Below are 15,494 nucleotides of genomic sequence, written 5' to 3'. Positions count from 1 at the left end.
TCATCGCGAAGGGGTGGTCCCCGCGTGGCGGCGGTGGTAGGTGCGGACCAGATCCTCCACCTCCGCCCGCGTCCGCAGGAACTCCGTGGTCCGCTTCACCGTCAGGTCGCGGTCGGCCGGCAGGTCGACGAGCACGTCGGCCGCCACCCGCCCGGGGTCGCTGGACAGCACGATGACCCGCTGGCCCAGGAACACCGCCTCCTCGACGTCGTGGGTCACCATGAGCACCGTCGTGCCGGTGTCCCGCCAGACGTCACGCAGGAAGACCTGCATGTCCTCCTTGGTCTGCACGTCCAGGGCGCCGAAGGGCTCGTCCAGCAGGAGCACCTCGGGCTCGCACGCCAGCGCCCGCGCGATCGCCACCCGCTGGCGCTGGCCGCCGGACAGCTGCTTCGGCAGCGCATGACGGAACAGCTCGAGCCCGGTTTCCGCGAGGTACCAGTCGACGCGCGCCTTCCGCTCGGCCCGGGACAGGCCCAGCAGTTCCAGCCCGAAGGCGATGTTGCGCTCGACGGTCCGCCACGGATACACGGCACCGGACTGGCAGACCAGGCCGCGCTCCGGGCCGGGACCGGTGACCGGCGCACCGGCCAGCGTCACCGTGCCGGTGGTCGGCGGCACCAGGCCGGCGACGATGGACAGCAGCGTCGACTTGCCCGAGCCGCTGGCGCCCACAACGCAGAGGAACTGGCCGGCGTCGGCGGTGAGCGAGACACCCTCCAGCGCCACCTTCGGCCCGAACGTCCGGCCGACGTCCGTCAGGGTCAGCTTCACACCCACCGTCCGATCCGGTTCCGGGCCAGCCGCAGCAGCACGTCGGTGAGGACCCCGACGACCGCGATGACCACGAGGACGGCGAAGATCCGGTCGGTCTGCGTGAACCGCTGGGCGAGCAGGATCCGTTTGCCGAGACCGGTGTCGCTGTTCACCAGCTCGGCGACGACAACGAGGTTCCACGCGGCGGCGAAGTTCACGCGCACCGCGTCGATCATGCCGGGCAGCGAGTGGGGCACGATGACCTTCCACAGCACCTCCCAGCGCCGCGCACCCAGTGTGTACGACACGTCGAGGAAGTCGCGCGGCACCAGACGTACGACATCCGCGATCATCAGCATGTTGAAGAACACGGTGCCCAGGAAGATCAGCGCGATCTTCGGCTGCTCCTCGATGCCCAGCCAGATCAGCAGCAGCGGGGTGAACGCGGCCGCGGGCAGATACCGCAGCAGCCCGCTCAGCGGCTCCAGCACCGCGTTGGCGGCGGTGAAGCTGCCCATCGTGACGCCCAGCGGCACCGACACCAGGATCGCGAGGCCGAAGCCGTAGACGATGCGCTGCACGGTCGCCCAGGTGTCGGTCCACAGCTGCCCGCTCCGCGCCATGTCGAGCCCGGCCTGCCAGACCGTGTCAGGGGCCGGCAGGAACCGCGCGGGCACCGCGTCGGTCGCGCCGAGCACCAGCCAGGCGGCCAACGGCAGCAGCACCGACAGCACGGCGAGCACGGTCCGCGTGCGGCCGGGCAGCGGCGCCCGGATGGCGAACGCCGCCCGCGGCGGCCGGACCGGTCGCCGGCGGGGCAACGGCCGCCAGGACGCCCGGGTGGACGGCTTGGCGGCGGTCACAGTCACCGCACGGCCTTCACGAACTTGGGCTCGAAGAGCCCGTCCAGCGGGGGCTTGGTGTCGACCAGCTTCGTGCTCACCAGGAACTCGGCGATCTTGTTCGCCTGGAAGTCGAGGTGCTTCGCGTCGGAGCCGGGCTCGAATGCCTCCAGGTTCTGCTCCATGGTGAAGATGGTCGTGCCGGCGTCGTACGTCTTGTAGTCCTCGTCGGACACGCCGCCTTTCTTCGCCATGATGCTCACCGCCTCCGCCGGGTTGGCCTTGATCCAGGCCACCGTGTCGAACCAGGTCTGAACGACCGCCTGCACCTGGTCGGGGTGGTCCTTGACGAACTGCGCCTGGAACGACAGCGTGTCGGGGATCGCGCCCGGGAAGTCCTTGGAGGTGGCGATCGCCGTGCTGCCGGAGCGGCCGAGCGCGGTGGTGGTGAACGGCGCGAACGCCCCGACCGCGTCGACCTGCCCGGCCACGAACGCGGCCGCCGCGGCGTCGGTCAGCAGCGGGGTGAAGCTGACGTCCTTCTCGGACAGCCCGGCCTTCTCCAGTGCCAGCAGCAACAGGTAGTGATCGACGGTGCCCTGCTCGGCGGCGACCTTCTTGCCCTTGAGGTCGGCCACGGTGGTGATGCCGGGCGCGGCGATGATCTGGTCGTTGCCGGTGGAGTTGTCGTTGACCAGCACGATGGTCTGCTTGGAACCGCCGGAGACGGACGACAGGGTGTCGTTGAGCGTCTGGCTGTTGCAGGTCAGGTTGCCGGTCCCAAGGGCGTTGAGGCTGTCGGTGTAGCTGTCGAAGTACTTCAGCTCCACGGTGACGTTGTTTTTGGCGAACAGGCCCTTCTCCTGGGCGACCTGCCAGGGGAACCAGCCCGGCCAGGCGCTGAAGCCGAGGGTGACCGTGCCACCCGAGGCCGCGCCGCCCGGGTCCTCGGCGCCGCAGGCGGCGAGGAATGCGGCGCCTGCGGCGCCGATCAGGAGCGAACGTCGCTTCATGAAGTCCTCCGGGGAAGGTGCCCGGCACGGACCAGGCAGCCGAGGGTGTCGCAGATGACGCGGGTCGCGATGAGCGAGGTGATCTCCGCGTTGTCGTACGGCGGCGAGCACTCCACGACCTCGATGCCGGCCAGGGGCTTCTCCGCGATCAGCTGGATGAACTTCAGGACCTCGCGAGGCAGGAAGCCGCCGGGCTCGGGCCAGCCGGTGCCCGGCACGAACGCCGCGTCGAGGCAGTCGACGTCGAACGACAGCCACACCGCGTCGGCGCCGTCCCACGCGACCTCCAGGGCGCGCTCGGCGGCGGCCTCGATGCCCATCTCCACGCAGTCGGTGACGGTCATGATGGTCGTACCGCGCTCGCGTCCGACCTTCACGCCGGGGCGGGGCGCCTGCCAGCCGCCGATGCCGATCTGCACGAGGTTCTTCGGCGGCACGTTGGGGATGTCCGTGGCGTGGAACCACGGTGTGGTGTGCATCCGCTCGTCGAGGTCGGTCTCCTGGGTGTCGACGTGGCGGTCGAAGTGGATGATGCCGAGGTTGCCCTGGAGGTGCTGGGCGACACCGCGCACCGTGGGGTAGCCGATCGAGTGGTCGCCGCCGAGCACCACCGGGAACGCACCGGACTCGTAGACGTGGGCGACGGCCTTGGAGATCTGGTCGAAGGTCTTCTCGATGTTCGCCGGGATGGTGAACACGTCGCCCAGGTCCGCGATGGTGATGGACTCCCGCAGGTCGACGCCGAGCTCGAAGCTGTAGGGGCCGTAGAGGGCCGAGATCTTCCGGATGCCCTGCGGTCCGAACCGGGTGCCGGAGCGGTACGTCGTGCCGCCGTCGAACGGCGCGCCCAGTACCGCCACGTCATATTCGCCGCATCGGCGCACGTCTTCGAGGTAGGGCGCCTTCAGGAAGGTGTTGATCCCGGCGAAGTGCGGCAGCTCGCCGCGGGAGAAGGTCGGAATCCGCTTGTCGACGATGGAGTCCGCGCCGGGCAGGCCGAGTTCGAGGCCGCGGGCGACCTCTTCCTCCCACTTCGTGGTGGGCAGTTCGGCCTCGCGCTCGACGGCGTAGCGGGCCTCCGGTCCGTAGTGGTTGTGGAACAAACCCACAGACAGTCCCCTCGGGTTGGCTGTCCGGCCACAGAGCAGCCGGACGCGTCGGCTGTCTCCCGGGCTTTTGTCCCGCCGTGGAACGCCCCCTTCCGCAGGGCGCCTGCGCCTCTCGGACCAGCCGCCCGTCGCCGGACGCGGAACCCTAGGCGCGCCTCACCATCGGGTGAGTCGATGCGAGTAGACGCCCCGGCGGTTACTGCCGCTTTGCTCGACTATTGCGGCGGTGTAACCAGCCGGTCGGTGATCGCGCGGGTCTCGGCGAGTTCGCGGCCGAGTGCCGTGACCAGCGTGCCGCCGGCGGCCAGCGGCATGATCTCGGGGATCTTGAGATCGATCTCCTTCGTGGTGACCAGCGTGGCGAAGACGCGGGCGCCGCCGAGCACGGCGGGACTGTCGTCCAGCACGAGGTCGCTGCGATGGAACGGCCGCCCACCGCGACGGACGGTCGTGGACAGCTCGACCTCGCCCGAGGGCTCGCCGTGGCGGCCGCGGACCAGCTCCTCCCTCCAGACAAGGGTGGCGCCGGGCTCGAGGTCCACAGTGGACTCGGCGCGGTGCCGGCAGCGGGCGGCCGCGACCAGCGGCTCGGGCAGCCAGACGAGCGTGCCGCCCGCGGCGACCGAGGCATGGACCGCCAGCCGCGACCAGGCACCGTCGCGGCCGGGCAGCGCGATGCTCGCCGCCACCGTGCGGACGTGGAGGACCGCGCCGGCGCCGACCTCGATCTCGATGCGCAGCTCGTCGCCGCCGAGCGGGCCGGCCGCGCCGCCGACGAAGTGCACCTCGTTCGGCCCCGTACGGCGCGGCAGCAGCGGTGCCTCGCCCTTGAGCACCACCAGCGCCGTACGGTCGCCGTCGGCCGCGGCGACCACCCGCGCCGCGGCCCTCACTTGACCAGGCTTCGGATCCAGTCCCGCACGGGTGCGGCGGTCCGGTCCTCCACCAGCGACAGGAACACGGTCGGCAGGTCACCGCGCCGGGCCTTCGCGTCGCGCTCCATGACCCCGAGGTCCGCGCCCACCAGCGGGGCGAGGTCGGTCTTGTTGATGACCAGCAGGTCGGCGCTCGTCACGCCGGGGCCGCCCTTGCGGGGCACCTTGTCGCCGCCCGCCACGTCGACGACGAAGATCTGCTGGTCGATCAGGCCCTTGCTGAACGTCGCGGTGAGGTTGTCCCCGCCGCTCTCCACGAGGATCACGTCGAGCGGGCCGAGGCTCTCCTCCAGTTCCTCGATGGCGTCGAGGTTGGCGGAGATGTCGTCGCGGATCGCGGTGTGCGGGCAGCAACCGGTCTCGACGGCGCGGATCCGCTCGGGCGGGAGAACCCCGTTGCGCAGCAGGAAGTCGGCGTCCTCGGTGGTGTAGATGTCGTTGGTGACGACCGCGACCCGCAGGTCGGTCGAGAGGCTGCGGCACAGCGCCGCGACGAGCGCGGTCTTGCCCGAGCCGACCGGCCCGCCGATCCCGATCCGCACCGCGCGCTCGGACTTCGGCAGCGCGGCGTGCGGATCCTCGTGCGGATGCGGATGCGTGTGTTCGTGTTCAGCTGGCAAAGAGCCTTACCTCCCATGTGGCGTGGTCCTCGGCGGACACGTCCAGCAGCGGCGACGATGCCGCCGGCAGGTCCGCCGCGGGTCCACGCGTGAACGCTGCGGCCTCGCGGGCCGTCTCGTCGCATTCGTCCCCGAGCGCGGCGAGCATCCCGTGGACCTGGTACGGGTCCAGCCCGAGGAGCCGCACAGCCGCGCTCGCCGGGCCCGAGATCGAGTTGTACATGCTGATCAGCGCGGCCTCGCCCGGGACGAGCCCGGCGGCGTCGGCCACGATGCCGAGCGCCACCGGCTGAGAGACCTTCGCCCGCGCCGCTCGGGCTACGTGCTCACCCGGCCAGACCACCTGTGCGGCCCGGATCAGCGACCGGCCCTGCCGCCGGGTGGCGAGCCGCAGCGCCGGCGACGGGGTGCGCGCGTCGAGCTCCTCCTCCAATTCGTCCATCGTGGACGGTCGTGCGCAGGCGGCGGCCGCGAACGCGCCCGCGACGAGGCCCGCGGTGCGCAGCCGCCCGGTGAGAAACGCCCGCAGATCGGCGAGGTCGCGCACCCGCCCGTGGTGGACGGCCGCCTCGAGCCCGCCCGAGTGCGCGTGCCCGCCCGACGGGAACCGGCCGTCGGCCAGGATCAGCAGCTGGGTGAATGCGCGCACGGTCGGGTTCAGAACAGGAAGTACCGCTGGGCCATCGGCAACTCGGTGACCGGATCCGGCTCGACCACCTCGCCGTCGATCCGCACCGTGAACGTGTCCGGCTCGACCTCGATCCTGGGCAGCGCGTCGTTGTGGGGCAGGTCGGCCTTGCCCCGGCCGCGGGTGTCGGCGACCGCGGCGAGCCTCCGGCGGACCGGCAGCCGGTCGGCGAGCCCGTCGTCGATCGCGGCCTGCGCGACGAACGCCAGACTGGTCGCCGGGGCCACGGCACCGTAGGCGCCGAACATCGGGCGGGACAGGATCGGCTGCGGGGTCGGGATCGAGGCGTTCGCGTCGCCCATGGCGCCCCAGGCGATCGCGCCGCCCTTCACGACGACGTGCGGCCGGACACCGAAGAACGCCGGGTCCCACAGCACGAGGTCGGCGAGCTTGCCGACCGCCACCGAACCGACCTCGTGGTCGATGCCGCTCGCGACGGCGGGGCAGATCGTGTACTTGGCGACGTACCGCTTGGCGCGCTCGTTGTCGGCCCGCCCGTCACCCGGCAGGGAACCCCGCCGCCGCTTCATCACGTGCGCGGTCTGCCAGGTGCGCAGGACAACCTCGCCGACCCGGCCCATCGCCTGCGAGTCGGAGCCGATGATCGAGATGGCGCCCAGGTCGTGCAGCAGATCCTCGGCGGCCATCGTCGACGGCCGGATCCGGCTCTCCGCGAACGCGAGGTCCTCGGGCACGCTCGGATTCAGATGGTGGCAGACGATGAGCATGTCGAGGTGCTCGCTGAGGGTGTTGCGGGTGTACGGCCGGGTCGGGTTCGTCGACGACGGCAGCACGTTCGGGTGCGAGGCGACCGTGATGATGTCGGGCGCGTGCCCGCCGCCGGCACCCTCGGTGTGGTACGCGTGGATCGACCGCCCGGCGATCGCCCGCAGGGTCTCCTCGACGAAACCGGCCTCGTTGAGCGTGTCGGTGTGGATGTTCACCTGCACGCCGGACTCGTCGGCGACCCGCAGGCAGGCGTCGATCGCCGCGGGCGTGGTGCCCCAGTCCTCGTGCAGCTTGAAGCCGCCGGCCCCGCCGCGCAACTGCTCCCACATCGCCTCGGCCGAGACCGTGTTGCCCTTGCCGAGCAGCAGCACGTTGACCGGCCACGGATCCAGCGCCTCGAACATCCGGGCCAGGTGCCACGCGCCCGGGGTGACGGTCGTCGCCTTGCTGCCCTCGGCCGGCCCGGTGCCGCCGCCGACGATCGTGGTGATCCCGCTGGCGAGCGCCTCTTCGAGGATCAGCGGTGCGATGAGGTGTACGTGACAGTCGATCGCACCGGCGGTGAGGATCCGGCCGTTCCCGGCGATGATCTCCGTGGACGGCCCGATCACAAGCGCCGGGTCGACGCCGTCCATGGTGTCGGGGTTACCGGCACGGCCGATCCCGACGATCCGTCCGTCGCGGATGCCGACGTCGGCTTTCACGATGCCCCAATGGTCGAGGACGATCGCGCCGGTGATGACCGTGTCGGGGGTGCCCTCGGCGCGGGTCGCCCGCGACTGGCCCATCGACTCGCGGATCACCTTGCCGCCGCCGAAGACGGCCTCGTCGCCGCCGACGCAGTGGTCCTGCTCGATCTCGATGAACAGGTCGGTGTCGGCCAGCCGCACCCGGTCGCCGGTCGTCGGGCCGAAGAGCGTCGCATACCTCCGCCGGTCGAGCTCCGTCACAGGGGTCCTCCAGCCTTGCCGCGCAGGCCCGGCACGATCCGGTTGCCGCCGAGCGGGACGAGCACCACCTCGCGGGCGACTCCCGGCTCGAACCGCACCGAGGTGCCCGCCGGCACGGCCAGCCGGTGCCCCCAAGCGGCCGCACGGTCGAACTCGAGGGCGTCGTTGGCCTCGGCGAAGTGGTAGTGGGAGCCGACCTGCACCGGGCGGTCCCCCGTGTTGTCGACCGCCAGCCGCAGCTCCGGCCGCCCTTCGTTGATGACCACCGGCCCGTCGCCCGGGACGATCTCGCCGGGGATCACGGGATCGGGTGGTGGACGGTCACCAGCTTGGTGCCGTCCGGGAAGGTGGCTTCGACCTGTACCTCCACCAGCATCTCGGGCACGCCCTCCTGCACGTCGTCGCGGCCGAGCACATGCCGGCCGGCCTCCATCAGGTCGACCACGGTCCGTCCGTCGCGCGCACCTTCGAGCAGAAACGCGGTGATGATGGCGACGGCCTCGGGATAGTTGAGTTTGAGCCCGCGATCCTTGCGGCGCTGGGCCACGTCGGCGGCGACGTGGATCAACAGGCGCTCCTGCTCATGGCGGGTCAGGAACAAACGATGGACCTCCCGTCCGGGCGGTGGTGGCCGGATGTTTCCATCCCGATGTTTCGGCACGATTACACCGTGTCGCGGAACGGCGATTGCTCCCGGCCCGCTCCGCTCCCGGCCAACTGCGCGCCGCCAGGTGGTAGGAAAACTGGGGCTATGGGCCAAGTTTTCCTACCACCTGAGCGCGATGCGCCCCGGGCGGGCCGCCTGGGGCGTCGCGCGCCACTCTCCCGTGTGACTCCGGCCGTGCCGTCCCGCCCGGCCCGCTGACCGCCGCCCCGTTGATCTTGCATTTGTGCTGTCCGTTTGACCTGCATATTTCAGTACAATGCGGAATCATCGCAGCAAGATCAGCGCTTGGTTTGCCGGGCTTGCATTCGGAAAGGGGCATAACCAGGGCGTGTTAGGCTCCAGCCCTGGACTGGCCCGGGTGGGCGTAGCTCATGGTCAGGGCCCCACTACGTAGAGAGTTGCACATGAGCAATCACCGGTCCGTGGTCATCAACGGCGACCTGGGCAGCGGCAAGAGCACGGTCTCGGTCGAGCTGGCCAGCCGACTCAATCTGCGCCGGATCAGCGTCGGCGACATGTACCGGGAGATGGCCCAGCGGCGGGGCATGACCACCCTGCAGCTCAACCTGCACGCCGAGCTCGACGACGCCATCGACAGCGCGGTCGACCAGTTGCAGAGTGACATCGCGAAGTCCGGCGAGCAGCTCATCGTCGACAGCCGCCTGGCGTGGTTCTTCTTCCACGAGGCGTTCAAGGTGCACCTCATCACCGAGCCGAACGAGGCGGCCCGCCGGGTGCTGGCCCGCCCGCACAGCGAGGTGGAAAACTACTCGTCGCTCGAAGAGGCGAAGACCAACCTCCGCAGCCGCAGCGAGAGCGAGCGGATGCGCTTCCTGACGCGGTACGGCGCGGACAAGTACCGTCTGCGCAACTACGACCTGGTGTGCGACAGCACCCGGGCGCGGCCCGGCGAGATCGTCGACCTGGTGCAGGCGGCGTTCGAGGGCCGGCTCGGCGCCGACATCCTGCGCGAGAAGCCGCCGCTGCTCCTGCTCGACCCCATGCGGGTGTACCCGACCCGCGAGATCGAGTTCCCTGCGCCGACGGGCGAGGTGGACACGCCCGAGACGATGGAGCCGCTGACCATCGGGCACTCCGGCCCCGACTATTTCGTCATCGACGGTCACCGCCGGCTCAGTGCCGCGGTGCAGAGCGGTCTCCATCTCGTGCCGGCAAGCCTGCTCGCCGAGGGTGAGGAGCCCGTCACCGGCCGCCTGAGCGCGAACGACTACTTCCGGGCCCACGTGACCGGCCCGGTCGTCGAGGCATGGGAGCGCCTGCACAGGATCGAGCTGCCCGTCCCGGCGCACAACCCACCCGGGGTCCACGTCGGACACTGATTGAGTAGGTGTACTCAGGCGAGCCGCGCACGGGTCGCCGAGACTCTGTTCATGACCGCTCCAGTCCCGCCGAAGACCACATCGGCATTCTTCATGCAGTCCGCCGTCTCGTTCGGCGTGGCGCTCGTCGGCCTCGGCGTCGGCATCGCGTATCTGCCGGTGAACGCATGGATGCGTGCTTTTCTCGGCATCGGCCTGCTCTACACCGTTACGTCGGCCTTCACCCTCGCCAAATGCATCCGTGACCACCAGGAAACCGTGTCGGTGGTGCACCGCGTCGACCAGGCAAGGCTCGACAAGATCCTTACGGAACACGACCCGTTTCGCGGATAATCGACAAACTTCGCTACCGCCGCGACCCGTTTCACGGCCTGGCAGAATTCGCATTTCGCACCCTGCGGGCCCACATTTCCGCAGCGCTCAGGACCCGCGGTGTCGCGCGATCACCGGCCGGTTCTTCAACCGCCACGCAGGCCACATCGGCGATCTTCAACGCCGCCGTACGGCCTTCACGTATTCGGCCTTGCGGCGTACCTGCGAGAACTGTTCCAGCGAGCCGCGCAACGATCCTCACGACCGAATCCGTCGCACCACATGGCCAATGCGCCGCCCACTGACGCTCCACCGGCATGTCCGGCCGGGTGGCGATGCGGCGGATTCCGATGGCGGGACGGCCGGAGACGCATCCCGGCAGTCACTCCGGCCGGTCCTTCACCACCGCGATCCGTTGCACCACAGCATGATTGGACACGGCCCGGCACCGGAATCCATTGCGCCACCGCACCGCCGGCCCACGCCGCTCCGGGTTCCGTTGCGCAAGCGCGCGGTTAGCCCACGCCACCCGGGATCCGCTGCGCAAGCACGCAGCTGGACGCCACACCACCCCGGGATCCGCTGCACGAGCGCGCGGCTAGCCCACGCCACCCGGGATCCATGGCGCAAGCGCGCGGCTGGACGCCACGCCACCCCGGGATCCGTTGCACAAGCGCGCGGCCGGATGCCACGCCGGCCAGCCCCGCCAGGTCTCCACGATCCGCTGCACCACGGGCCCTGAACCGGTGCTGCCGCACCACCGCGCGAGCCGTCCTACCACCACATCCAAACGGTGCGCATCCGGGTCGCCGACGCTCATCGCCGTGCGCCACTTCCGCCCTTCCGCGCAATCCTCGCCCCGCCACCTTGTCCGATTTATATGGACATAGCAAGAAACCACAAGGCCAACCGCCAGCAACGGATCGATGGCGAACTAGATCACACCCTTCACCACTAGGCCAAACGGCTACGTGGCTGTATGGTTCACGGCATCGCGGAGACGGCGAAGATCGTCATTCCGCACCATACCCCTAGGCGTGACCTGAGCCACTCCGAGCCGACGCCGATTTGCCCGATCCGGGGTTTACGTGGGGTTTCTTAGTCGTACTGTCTCTTAGCTGCAACTTAAGAATGCTAAAGGTAGCGGTTCATCTGGCCCTCAGGGTTTCACTCCCCCGCCGAGCCGTGGCATGCTTTCGACCGGAATGGTTACGGCAAGGTCTCGGGCGGCAGAAATGCCGATCATGACGCAGTCCATTTCGGTCTTTTCCGGAATGGACAGTCGCGTTTCCCGCAGACATAGGAAGTTGAAGTTAGGAGTGGAACCCCAACCGACTTTCACGCCGAAAAGCTCCGACAGGCCAATGGCCGTCGACTGACGGATGTCGACTGACCGGGAGGATTCCCACAGCATGAACCCGCACAACAGCTCAAACGATCTCGCCGGCGGACTCCCCAACCCCACCGCCGACGACTCCCCGCTCCACTCCACCCAGGTTTCTTCGCACTCCACCGTCGGACGCAGCGCGCTGCGCCGGACGAGCGTCGGCATCGTGGCGGCGGCACTGCTCGCCACCGGCGGCCTGACCGCGTGCAAGAACCTCCCCGACACCGGCGCGCTGCCCGGCGCCTCCGAGAGCACGGGCGCAGATCCGTCCGCCTCCGCCGGTCTGGGTGGCCCTTCGGTTGCCCCGGTCACCTCGGCCTCACCCTCCGGCTCACCCTCCGGCTCGGCATCCCCCTCGCCGACGAAGAGCACCACGCCGACGAAGCCGGCCGGCGGCGGCAACCCCACGTACACCGTGGCCGGCTTCCCGGCCGCGCACAACACCGGCTACCCGCAGGGCCTGCCCGGCGACACGCGCAAGAAGGTCACCCTCACGCCGTACACGGGCCCGATGACGATCACGGTCAACGGCACCGTCATCGACGGCAAGGACATCAACGGCCACTTGGAGATCAAGGCGAAGAACGTGACGATCCGCAACAGCCGGATCCGCGTCGCCAACGTCCAGGCCGTCACGGCCACGGCCGACGACGCCAACCTCCGCATCGAGGACACGGAGATCGACGGCCAGGGCAAGGACGCGTCGGCCGGTGGTATCGCCCTCATCGGGCGGACCGGTTTCACCCTTCTGCGGGTCAACGCCCACGGCTCCGGTGACATCCTCCGCATCGACGGCCGCGGCACGGTCCAGGACTCCTGGCTCCACGACCCCAAGGGGACCGGCTCGTCCCAGCACAACGACGTGATCCAGTCGACCAACGCGAAGTACATCCGCATTCTGCACAACCGGCTGGAGAACCAGCACACCCAGACGTCCTGCATCCTGCTCAAGGCCGACCTCGGCCCGATCAGCGACGTGGTCGTCGACAGCAACCTGATGAACGGCGGCGGATACTCCTTCTACTGGTACGACGCCAACTACAAGATCACCAACGGCAAGGTCACGAACAACAAGTTCATGCGGGCCTCCGGTGGTGGCTTCTGGCCCAAGGGCGGCTACTACGGCCCCCAGGCCATGCAGGCGTCGACGCTGCCCGAGTGGAGCAACAACACCTGGAACGACAACGGTCAGCAGATCAACAGGTAAGCCAGACGGGACCATCAGTCAGGGGCGCGACCCGGGCTTCCGGGCCGCGCCCCTGACTGTTTCCAAGGTCCGACAAACGAAGGAGAACTAAGCGGTGGCCTGGAGGCCGTTGACGCCGACCACCACGGACTCGGCGGCCGCGACGGCCTCGGCGGCCACCATCACCTCGATCGCGGCCAGCGGCTCAGCAGCCGCCAGGGTCTCCACCGCGCTGCGGCGGCGGAGTTGGGCCGGAGCGACAGCGACCGCGCGGCGGCGCAGCTTGCCGATCAGGCCGAGCAGCGGAGCACCGGCCATGAACAGCAGGGCGGCGGCGACGACCAGGGCCAGCGGGAGCCACGACGAGTCGGCGATCGCCTCGCCGCCGAAGTGGCCGAGCAGCGCACCGTAGGAGGCCCAGAGCGTCGCCGCGACCACGTCGTACGTCGCGAAACGGCGGGTCGACACACCGCTGCGGCCCGCGTACACAGCGGTGATCATGCGACCGGCGGGCACGAACCGGCAGAACAGCACGGCAAGGAAGACGTGCTTGCGCATCGCCTCGGTCAGGCGGAGCGTGATCGCCCGGGGCTTGCGCCGGGCGAGCCGCGTGGAGTCGCGGTGGGCCAGGCGCCGGCCGACCAGGAAGGCGAGCAGGTCGCCGGCGACGACACCGACGGCGCCGGCTGCGACGAGGAGCACGAGCTCGACATGGCCGGTCGCGGAGAGAATGCCTCCACCGATCATGAGCGCCTGGGCAGGCACGACCGGGATGAACGCGTCAAGGGTGAGGAGCACCAGGACCACTGCGTAGAGCACGCCCGGCGCAGCCACCAGGCCCAATATCGCGTCTACCATCTCGAGCTCGCCATGGCCCGCCCCTAACCCCGTCGGCAGAACTATTCCCCGTTGACCATGCCAACACGGTCACCACCGACTGCATGCCCAACTGAGCATGATTGTGTCCCGTGTCTCCTTAGAAAGCGCTGAGAACACGCATACCCGCAGGTGGGACGGGCTACCCTACGGTCTCGTCGATGAAGCACCAGCGCCAGAACTCGCCGGGCTCGATCGACTGCATCACCGGGTGACGGCTGGTGAGGAAATGCTGCGTCGCGTGCCGTCGCGGCGAGGAGTCGCAGCAGGCGACGTGGCCGCAGGTGAGGCACTGCCGCAGATGGACCCAGTCATGAAACCCCATGGCCAGACACTCCGGGCAGCCGTCGACGACGGGCGGCTCGATCTTCTCGGCCACCTCGATATGCACACAGGTCACGAATGGTCCTCGCGCTCCAGTAGCGACTCTTCCAGGTCCATGTCCCGCTGCGCCTGGCGCAGCGTCTCCTCGGGAATCCTCCCGCTGTCGCGGGCCCGCCGGAAAACCTCCCGCTCCGCGTTCAGCATCTCGCGCCGAAGCCGGGCATATGCCGCTGACGGGGTTTCCCGGTCGGCGCGGCCCAGCCGCTCCCACGCGATGTTGGACCGGCTCAGGGCGACCTGCCGCAGCCGCTCGATGACACCCTCGGGCGCGTCCGCGGCCACCTCCTCCAGTCGCTGTTTGCCCGCCCGTGACGCCTCGTGCTGGACCGACGCCTCGGCGAGCGCGTCCTCCTTCTGGTCGTCCGGCGGCACCTTCAGCCATCGCGCCACCGTGGGCAGCGTGGCTCCCTGCAGTACCAACGTCGCGACGATCACCCCGAAAGCCAGGATGACGAACAGGCCGCGGGGATACTCGGCACCGTCGGCCAGGGCCTCCGGCAGCGACAGCGCGGCGGCCAGGGTCACCGCTCCACGCATGCCGGCCCAGGAGATGACGGCCGGCATGGCCAGCGGCGGCGAGGGGTCGCGGCGGCGGATGCGCGGGATGAGCCGCGCCGCGTACGTCGTCGGGAACATCCACACGATCCGCGCCACGATGACCACACCGATCACCGCGGCGAGGGCGCCGGTCGTGAACCAGAAGCTGCGCTCGACATTCGCGATGAGCGTCCGCAGTTGCAGGCCGACCAGCAGGAAGACGACCCCTTCGAGCAGGAACTTGACCATCCGCCAGAAGGCGTCCATCTGCAGCCGGGACGCCGCGGACATCAGCGTGGGCATCCGGTGACCCAGCGCGAGGCCGGTGACGACGACCGCAACAACCCCCGACGCGTGGATCGCCTCCGCCGGCAGGAACACGACCCAGGGCGTGAGCAGCGAGACCGCGTTGTCGATGAGCGGGTTGGTGACCCGTTTGTGCACGAAGATCACGACGATCCCGCCGAGGACGCCGATCGCGATACCGCCGACGACGGCGACCAGCGCCTGCTCGGTGATCGACACCGAATCCATCGCCCCGCCGACCGCCGCAGCGACGGCGACACGGAGCGTCACCAGTGCGGTAGCGTCATTGATCAGGCTCTCGCCCTCCAGGACGGTCACCACCCGCCTGGGCAGGCCGATGCGCCGGGCGACGGCCGTGGCCGCGACAGCGTCCGGCGGCGCCACCACCGCACCAAGAGCAAGACACGCCGCGAGTGGTACGCCCGGAAGCAGCGCATTCAACGTGAAACCGACCGCGGCCGTGGTGAAGAGGACCAGTCCGACGGCGAGCAGCAGGATAGGCCGCAGATTGAACTTGAACGCCGGGACCGAGGTCTCCAGCGCCGCGACGTAAAGGATCGGCGGCAGGATGCCGAGCAGCACCACCTCGGGGTCGAGCTCGATCTCCAGCAGCCCCGGAACAAACGAAATGCCGATGCCGACGATGACCAGCAGGATCGGGGAGAGCACACCGATCCTGCGGGCCACCACGGAGGTGGCGACCACGACCGCGATCAGTCCGACGACGTTTTCCAGCCCGTGCACGGGCGAAGCCTATCCAGCGGATCCATCGAGAGGGAGCGACGTGATCCCCACCACGCGTCACCGGCACGAACGCGCCCGGCGACCGTCCCGTGCGGGGTCGGTTCCACTCCTGA

General features: G+C 69.6%; 17 protein-coding genes and 1 riboswitch. Of the genes, 3 read left to right on the top strand and 14 right to left on the bottom strand.

Features of this window, described 5'->3' with window-relative positions; genetic code table 11:
- From Dfulv_RS06400 to Dfulv_RS06355, 10 genes are all read right to left on the bottom strand, one after another.
- Positions 1–774, bottom strand: coding sequence for an ABC transporter ATP-binding protein (locus tag Dfulv_RS06400; protein WP_259861696.1), 774 nt, complete (start codon positions 772–774; stop codon positions 1–3).
- Positions 771–1,625: an ABC transporter permease gene (locus tag Dfulv_RS06395; RefSeq protein ID WP_259861695.1), complete on the bottom strand. Its 855-nt coding sequence runs from the start codon at positions 1,623–1,625 to the stop codon at positions 771–773. Before Dfulv_RS06395 ends, Dfulv_RS06400 begins: the two co-directional genes overlap by 4 nt.
- The gene (locus Dfulv_RS06390) at positions 1,622–2,611 is read right to left on the bottom strand and encodes an ABC transporter substrate-binding protein (RefSeq protein WP_259861694.1); all 990 of its coding nucleotides are present in this window, start codon (positions 2,609–2,611) and stop codon (positions 1,622–1,624) included. The genes Dfulv_RS06395 and Dfulv_RS06390 overlap by 4 nt, the downstream gene beginning before the upstream one ends.
- Positions 2,608–3,720: an agmatinase family protein gene (locus Dfulv_RS06385; RefSeq protein WP_259861693.1), complete on the bottom strand. Its 1,113-nt coding sequence runs from the start codon at positions 3,718–3,720 to the stop codon at positions 2,608–2,610. Before Dfulv_RS06385 ends, Dfulv_RS06390 begins: the two co-directional genes overlap by 4 nt.
- 54 nt (positions 3,721–3,774) lie before the next feature.
- A riboswitch (guanidine-I (ykkC/yxkD leader) is annotated at positions 3,775–3,880 on the bottom strand.
- A gap of 55 nt (positions 3,881–3,935) precedes the next feature.
- Positions 3,936–4,613 (bottom strand): urease accessory protein UreD, encoded by a 678-nt coding sequence (locus Dfulv_RS06380; RefSeq protein ID WP_259861691.1) that lies wholly within the window; start codon positions 4,611–4,613, stop codon positions 3,936–3,938.
- Positions 4,610–5,275 carry an urease accessory protein UreG gene (gene ureG, locus Dfulv_RS06375; RefSeq protein WP_319805767.1) on the bottom strand — a complete coding sequence of 222 codons (666 nt, stop codon included), beginning with the start codon at positions 5,273–5,275 and terminating at the stop codon, positions 4,610–4,612. The genes Dfulv_RS06380 and ureG overlap by 4 nt, the downstream gene beginning before the upstream one ends.
- Positions 5,265–5,924 (bottom strand): urease accessory protein UreF, encoded by a 660-nt coding sequence (locus Dfulv_RS06370; protein WP_259861689.1) that lies wholly within the window; start codon positions 5,922–5,924, stop codon positions 5,265–5,267. Before Dfulv_RS06370 ends, ureG begins: the two co-directional genes overlap by 11 nt.
- An 8-nt stretch (positions 5,925–5,932) precedes the next feature.
- Positions 5,933–7,642 carry an urease subunit alpha gene (locus Dfulv_RS06365; protein ID WP_259861687.1) on the bottom strand — a complete coding sequence of 570 codons (1,710 nt, stop codon included), beginning with the start codon at positions 7,640–7,642 and terminating at the stop codon, positions 5,933–5,935.
- Positions 7,639–7,944 (bottom strand): urease subunit beta, encoded by a 306-nt coding sequence (locus Dfulv_RS06360; RefSeq protein WP_259861686.1) that lies wholly within the window; start codon positions 7,942–7,944, stop codon positions 7,639–7,641. The genes Dfulv_RS06365 and Dfulv_RS06360 overlap by 4 nt, the downstream gene beginning before the upstream one ends.
- Positions 7,941–8,243, bottom strand: a complete 303-nt coding sequence (locus tag Dfulv_RS06355) for an urease subunit gamma (protein ID WP_259861685.1) — start codon at positions 8,241–8,243, stop codon at positions 7,941–7,943. The genes Dfulv_RS06360 and Dfulv_RS06355 overlap by 4 nt, the downstream gene beginning before the upstream one ends.
- A gap of 470 nt (positions 8,244–8,713) precedes the next feature.
- On the opposite strand from Dfulv_RS06355, the gene Dfulv_RS06350 reads away from it, so the two are divergent.
- Both Dfulv_RS06350 and Dfulv_RS06345 read left to right on the top strand, forming a co-directional pair.
- Entirely contained in the window at positions 8,714–9,649 is a 936-nt protein-coding gene (locus Dfulv_RS06350; protein WP_259861684.1) for an AAA family ATPase, read from the top strand.
- A 51-nt stretch (positions 9,650–9,700) separates the two neighbouring features.
- On the top strand, positions 9,701–9,982 hold the full coding sequence (locus Dfulv_RS06345) for a YiaA/YiaB family inner membrane protein (RefSeq protein WP_259861683.1): 282 nt from the start codon (positions 9,701–9,703) through the stop codon (positions 9,980–9,982).
- A 1,138-nt stretch (positions 9,983–11,120) separates the two neighbouring features.
- Here the strand turns inward: Dfulv_RS06345 and Dfulv_RS06340 are convergent.
- Entirely contained in the window at positions 11,121–11,375 is a 255-nt protein-coding gene (locus tag Dfulv_RS06340) for a hypothetical protein (protein ID WP_259861682.1), read from the bottom strand.
- Here Dfulv_RS06340 and Dfulv_RS06335 point away from each other — a divergent pair.
- Positions 11,374–12,555: a hypothetical protein gene (locus tag Dfulv_RS06335; RefSeq protein WP_259861681.1), complete on the top strand. Its 1,182-nt coding sequence runs from the start codon at positions 11,374–11,376 to the stop codon at positions 12,553–12,555. The two genes, Dfulv_RS06340 and Dfulv_RS06335, sit on opposite strands and share 2 nt — an antisense overlap.
- Before the next feature lie 87 nt (positions 12,556–12,642).
- Here the strand turns inward: Dfulv_RS06335 and Dfulv_RS06330 are convergent, their stop codons facing one another.
- From Dfulv_RS06330 to Dfulv_RS06320, 3 genes are all read right to left on the bottom strand, one after another.
- Positions 12,643–13,368, bottom strand: coding sequence for a DedA family protein (locus Dfulv_RS06330; RefSeq protein ID WP_259861680.1), 726 nt, complete (start codon positions 13,366–13,368; stop codon positions 12,643–12,645).
- Between the two features lie 184 nt (positions 13,369–13,552).
- Positions 13,553–13,810, bottom strand: coding sequence for a UBP-type zinc finger domain-containing protein (locus Dfulv_RS06325; protein WP_406567939.1), 258 nt, complete (start codon positions 13,808–13,810; stop codon positions 13,553–13,555).
- On the bottom strand, positions 13,807–15,381 hold the full coding sequence (locus tag Dfulv_RS06320; protein ID WP_259861679.1) for a Na+/H+ antiporter: 1,575 nt from the start codon (positions 15,379–15,381) through the stop codon (positions 13,807–13,809). Before Dfulv_RS06320 ends, Dfulv_RS06325 begins: the two co-directional genes overlap by 4 nt.
- Positions 15,382–15,494: the final 113 nt, after the last annotated feature.

Origin of the sequence: Dactylosporangium fulvum (assembly GCF_025137375.1) — a bacterium.
In the GTDB taxonomy this organism is placed as follows: domain Bacteria; phylum Actinomycetota; class Actinomycetes; order Mycobacteriales; family Micromonosporaceae; genus Dactylosporangium; species Dactylosporangium fulvum.
This window is presented reverse-complemented; position numbering and strand designations above follow the sequence as displayed.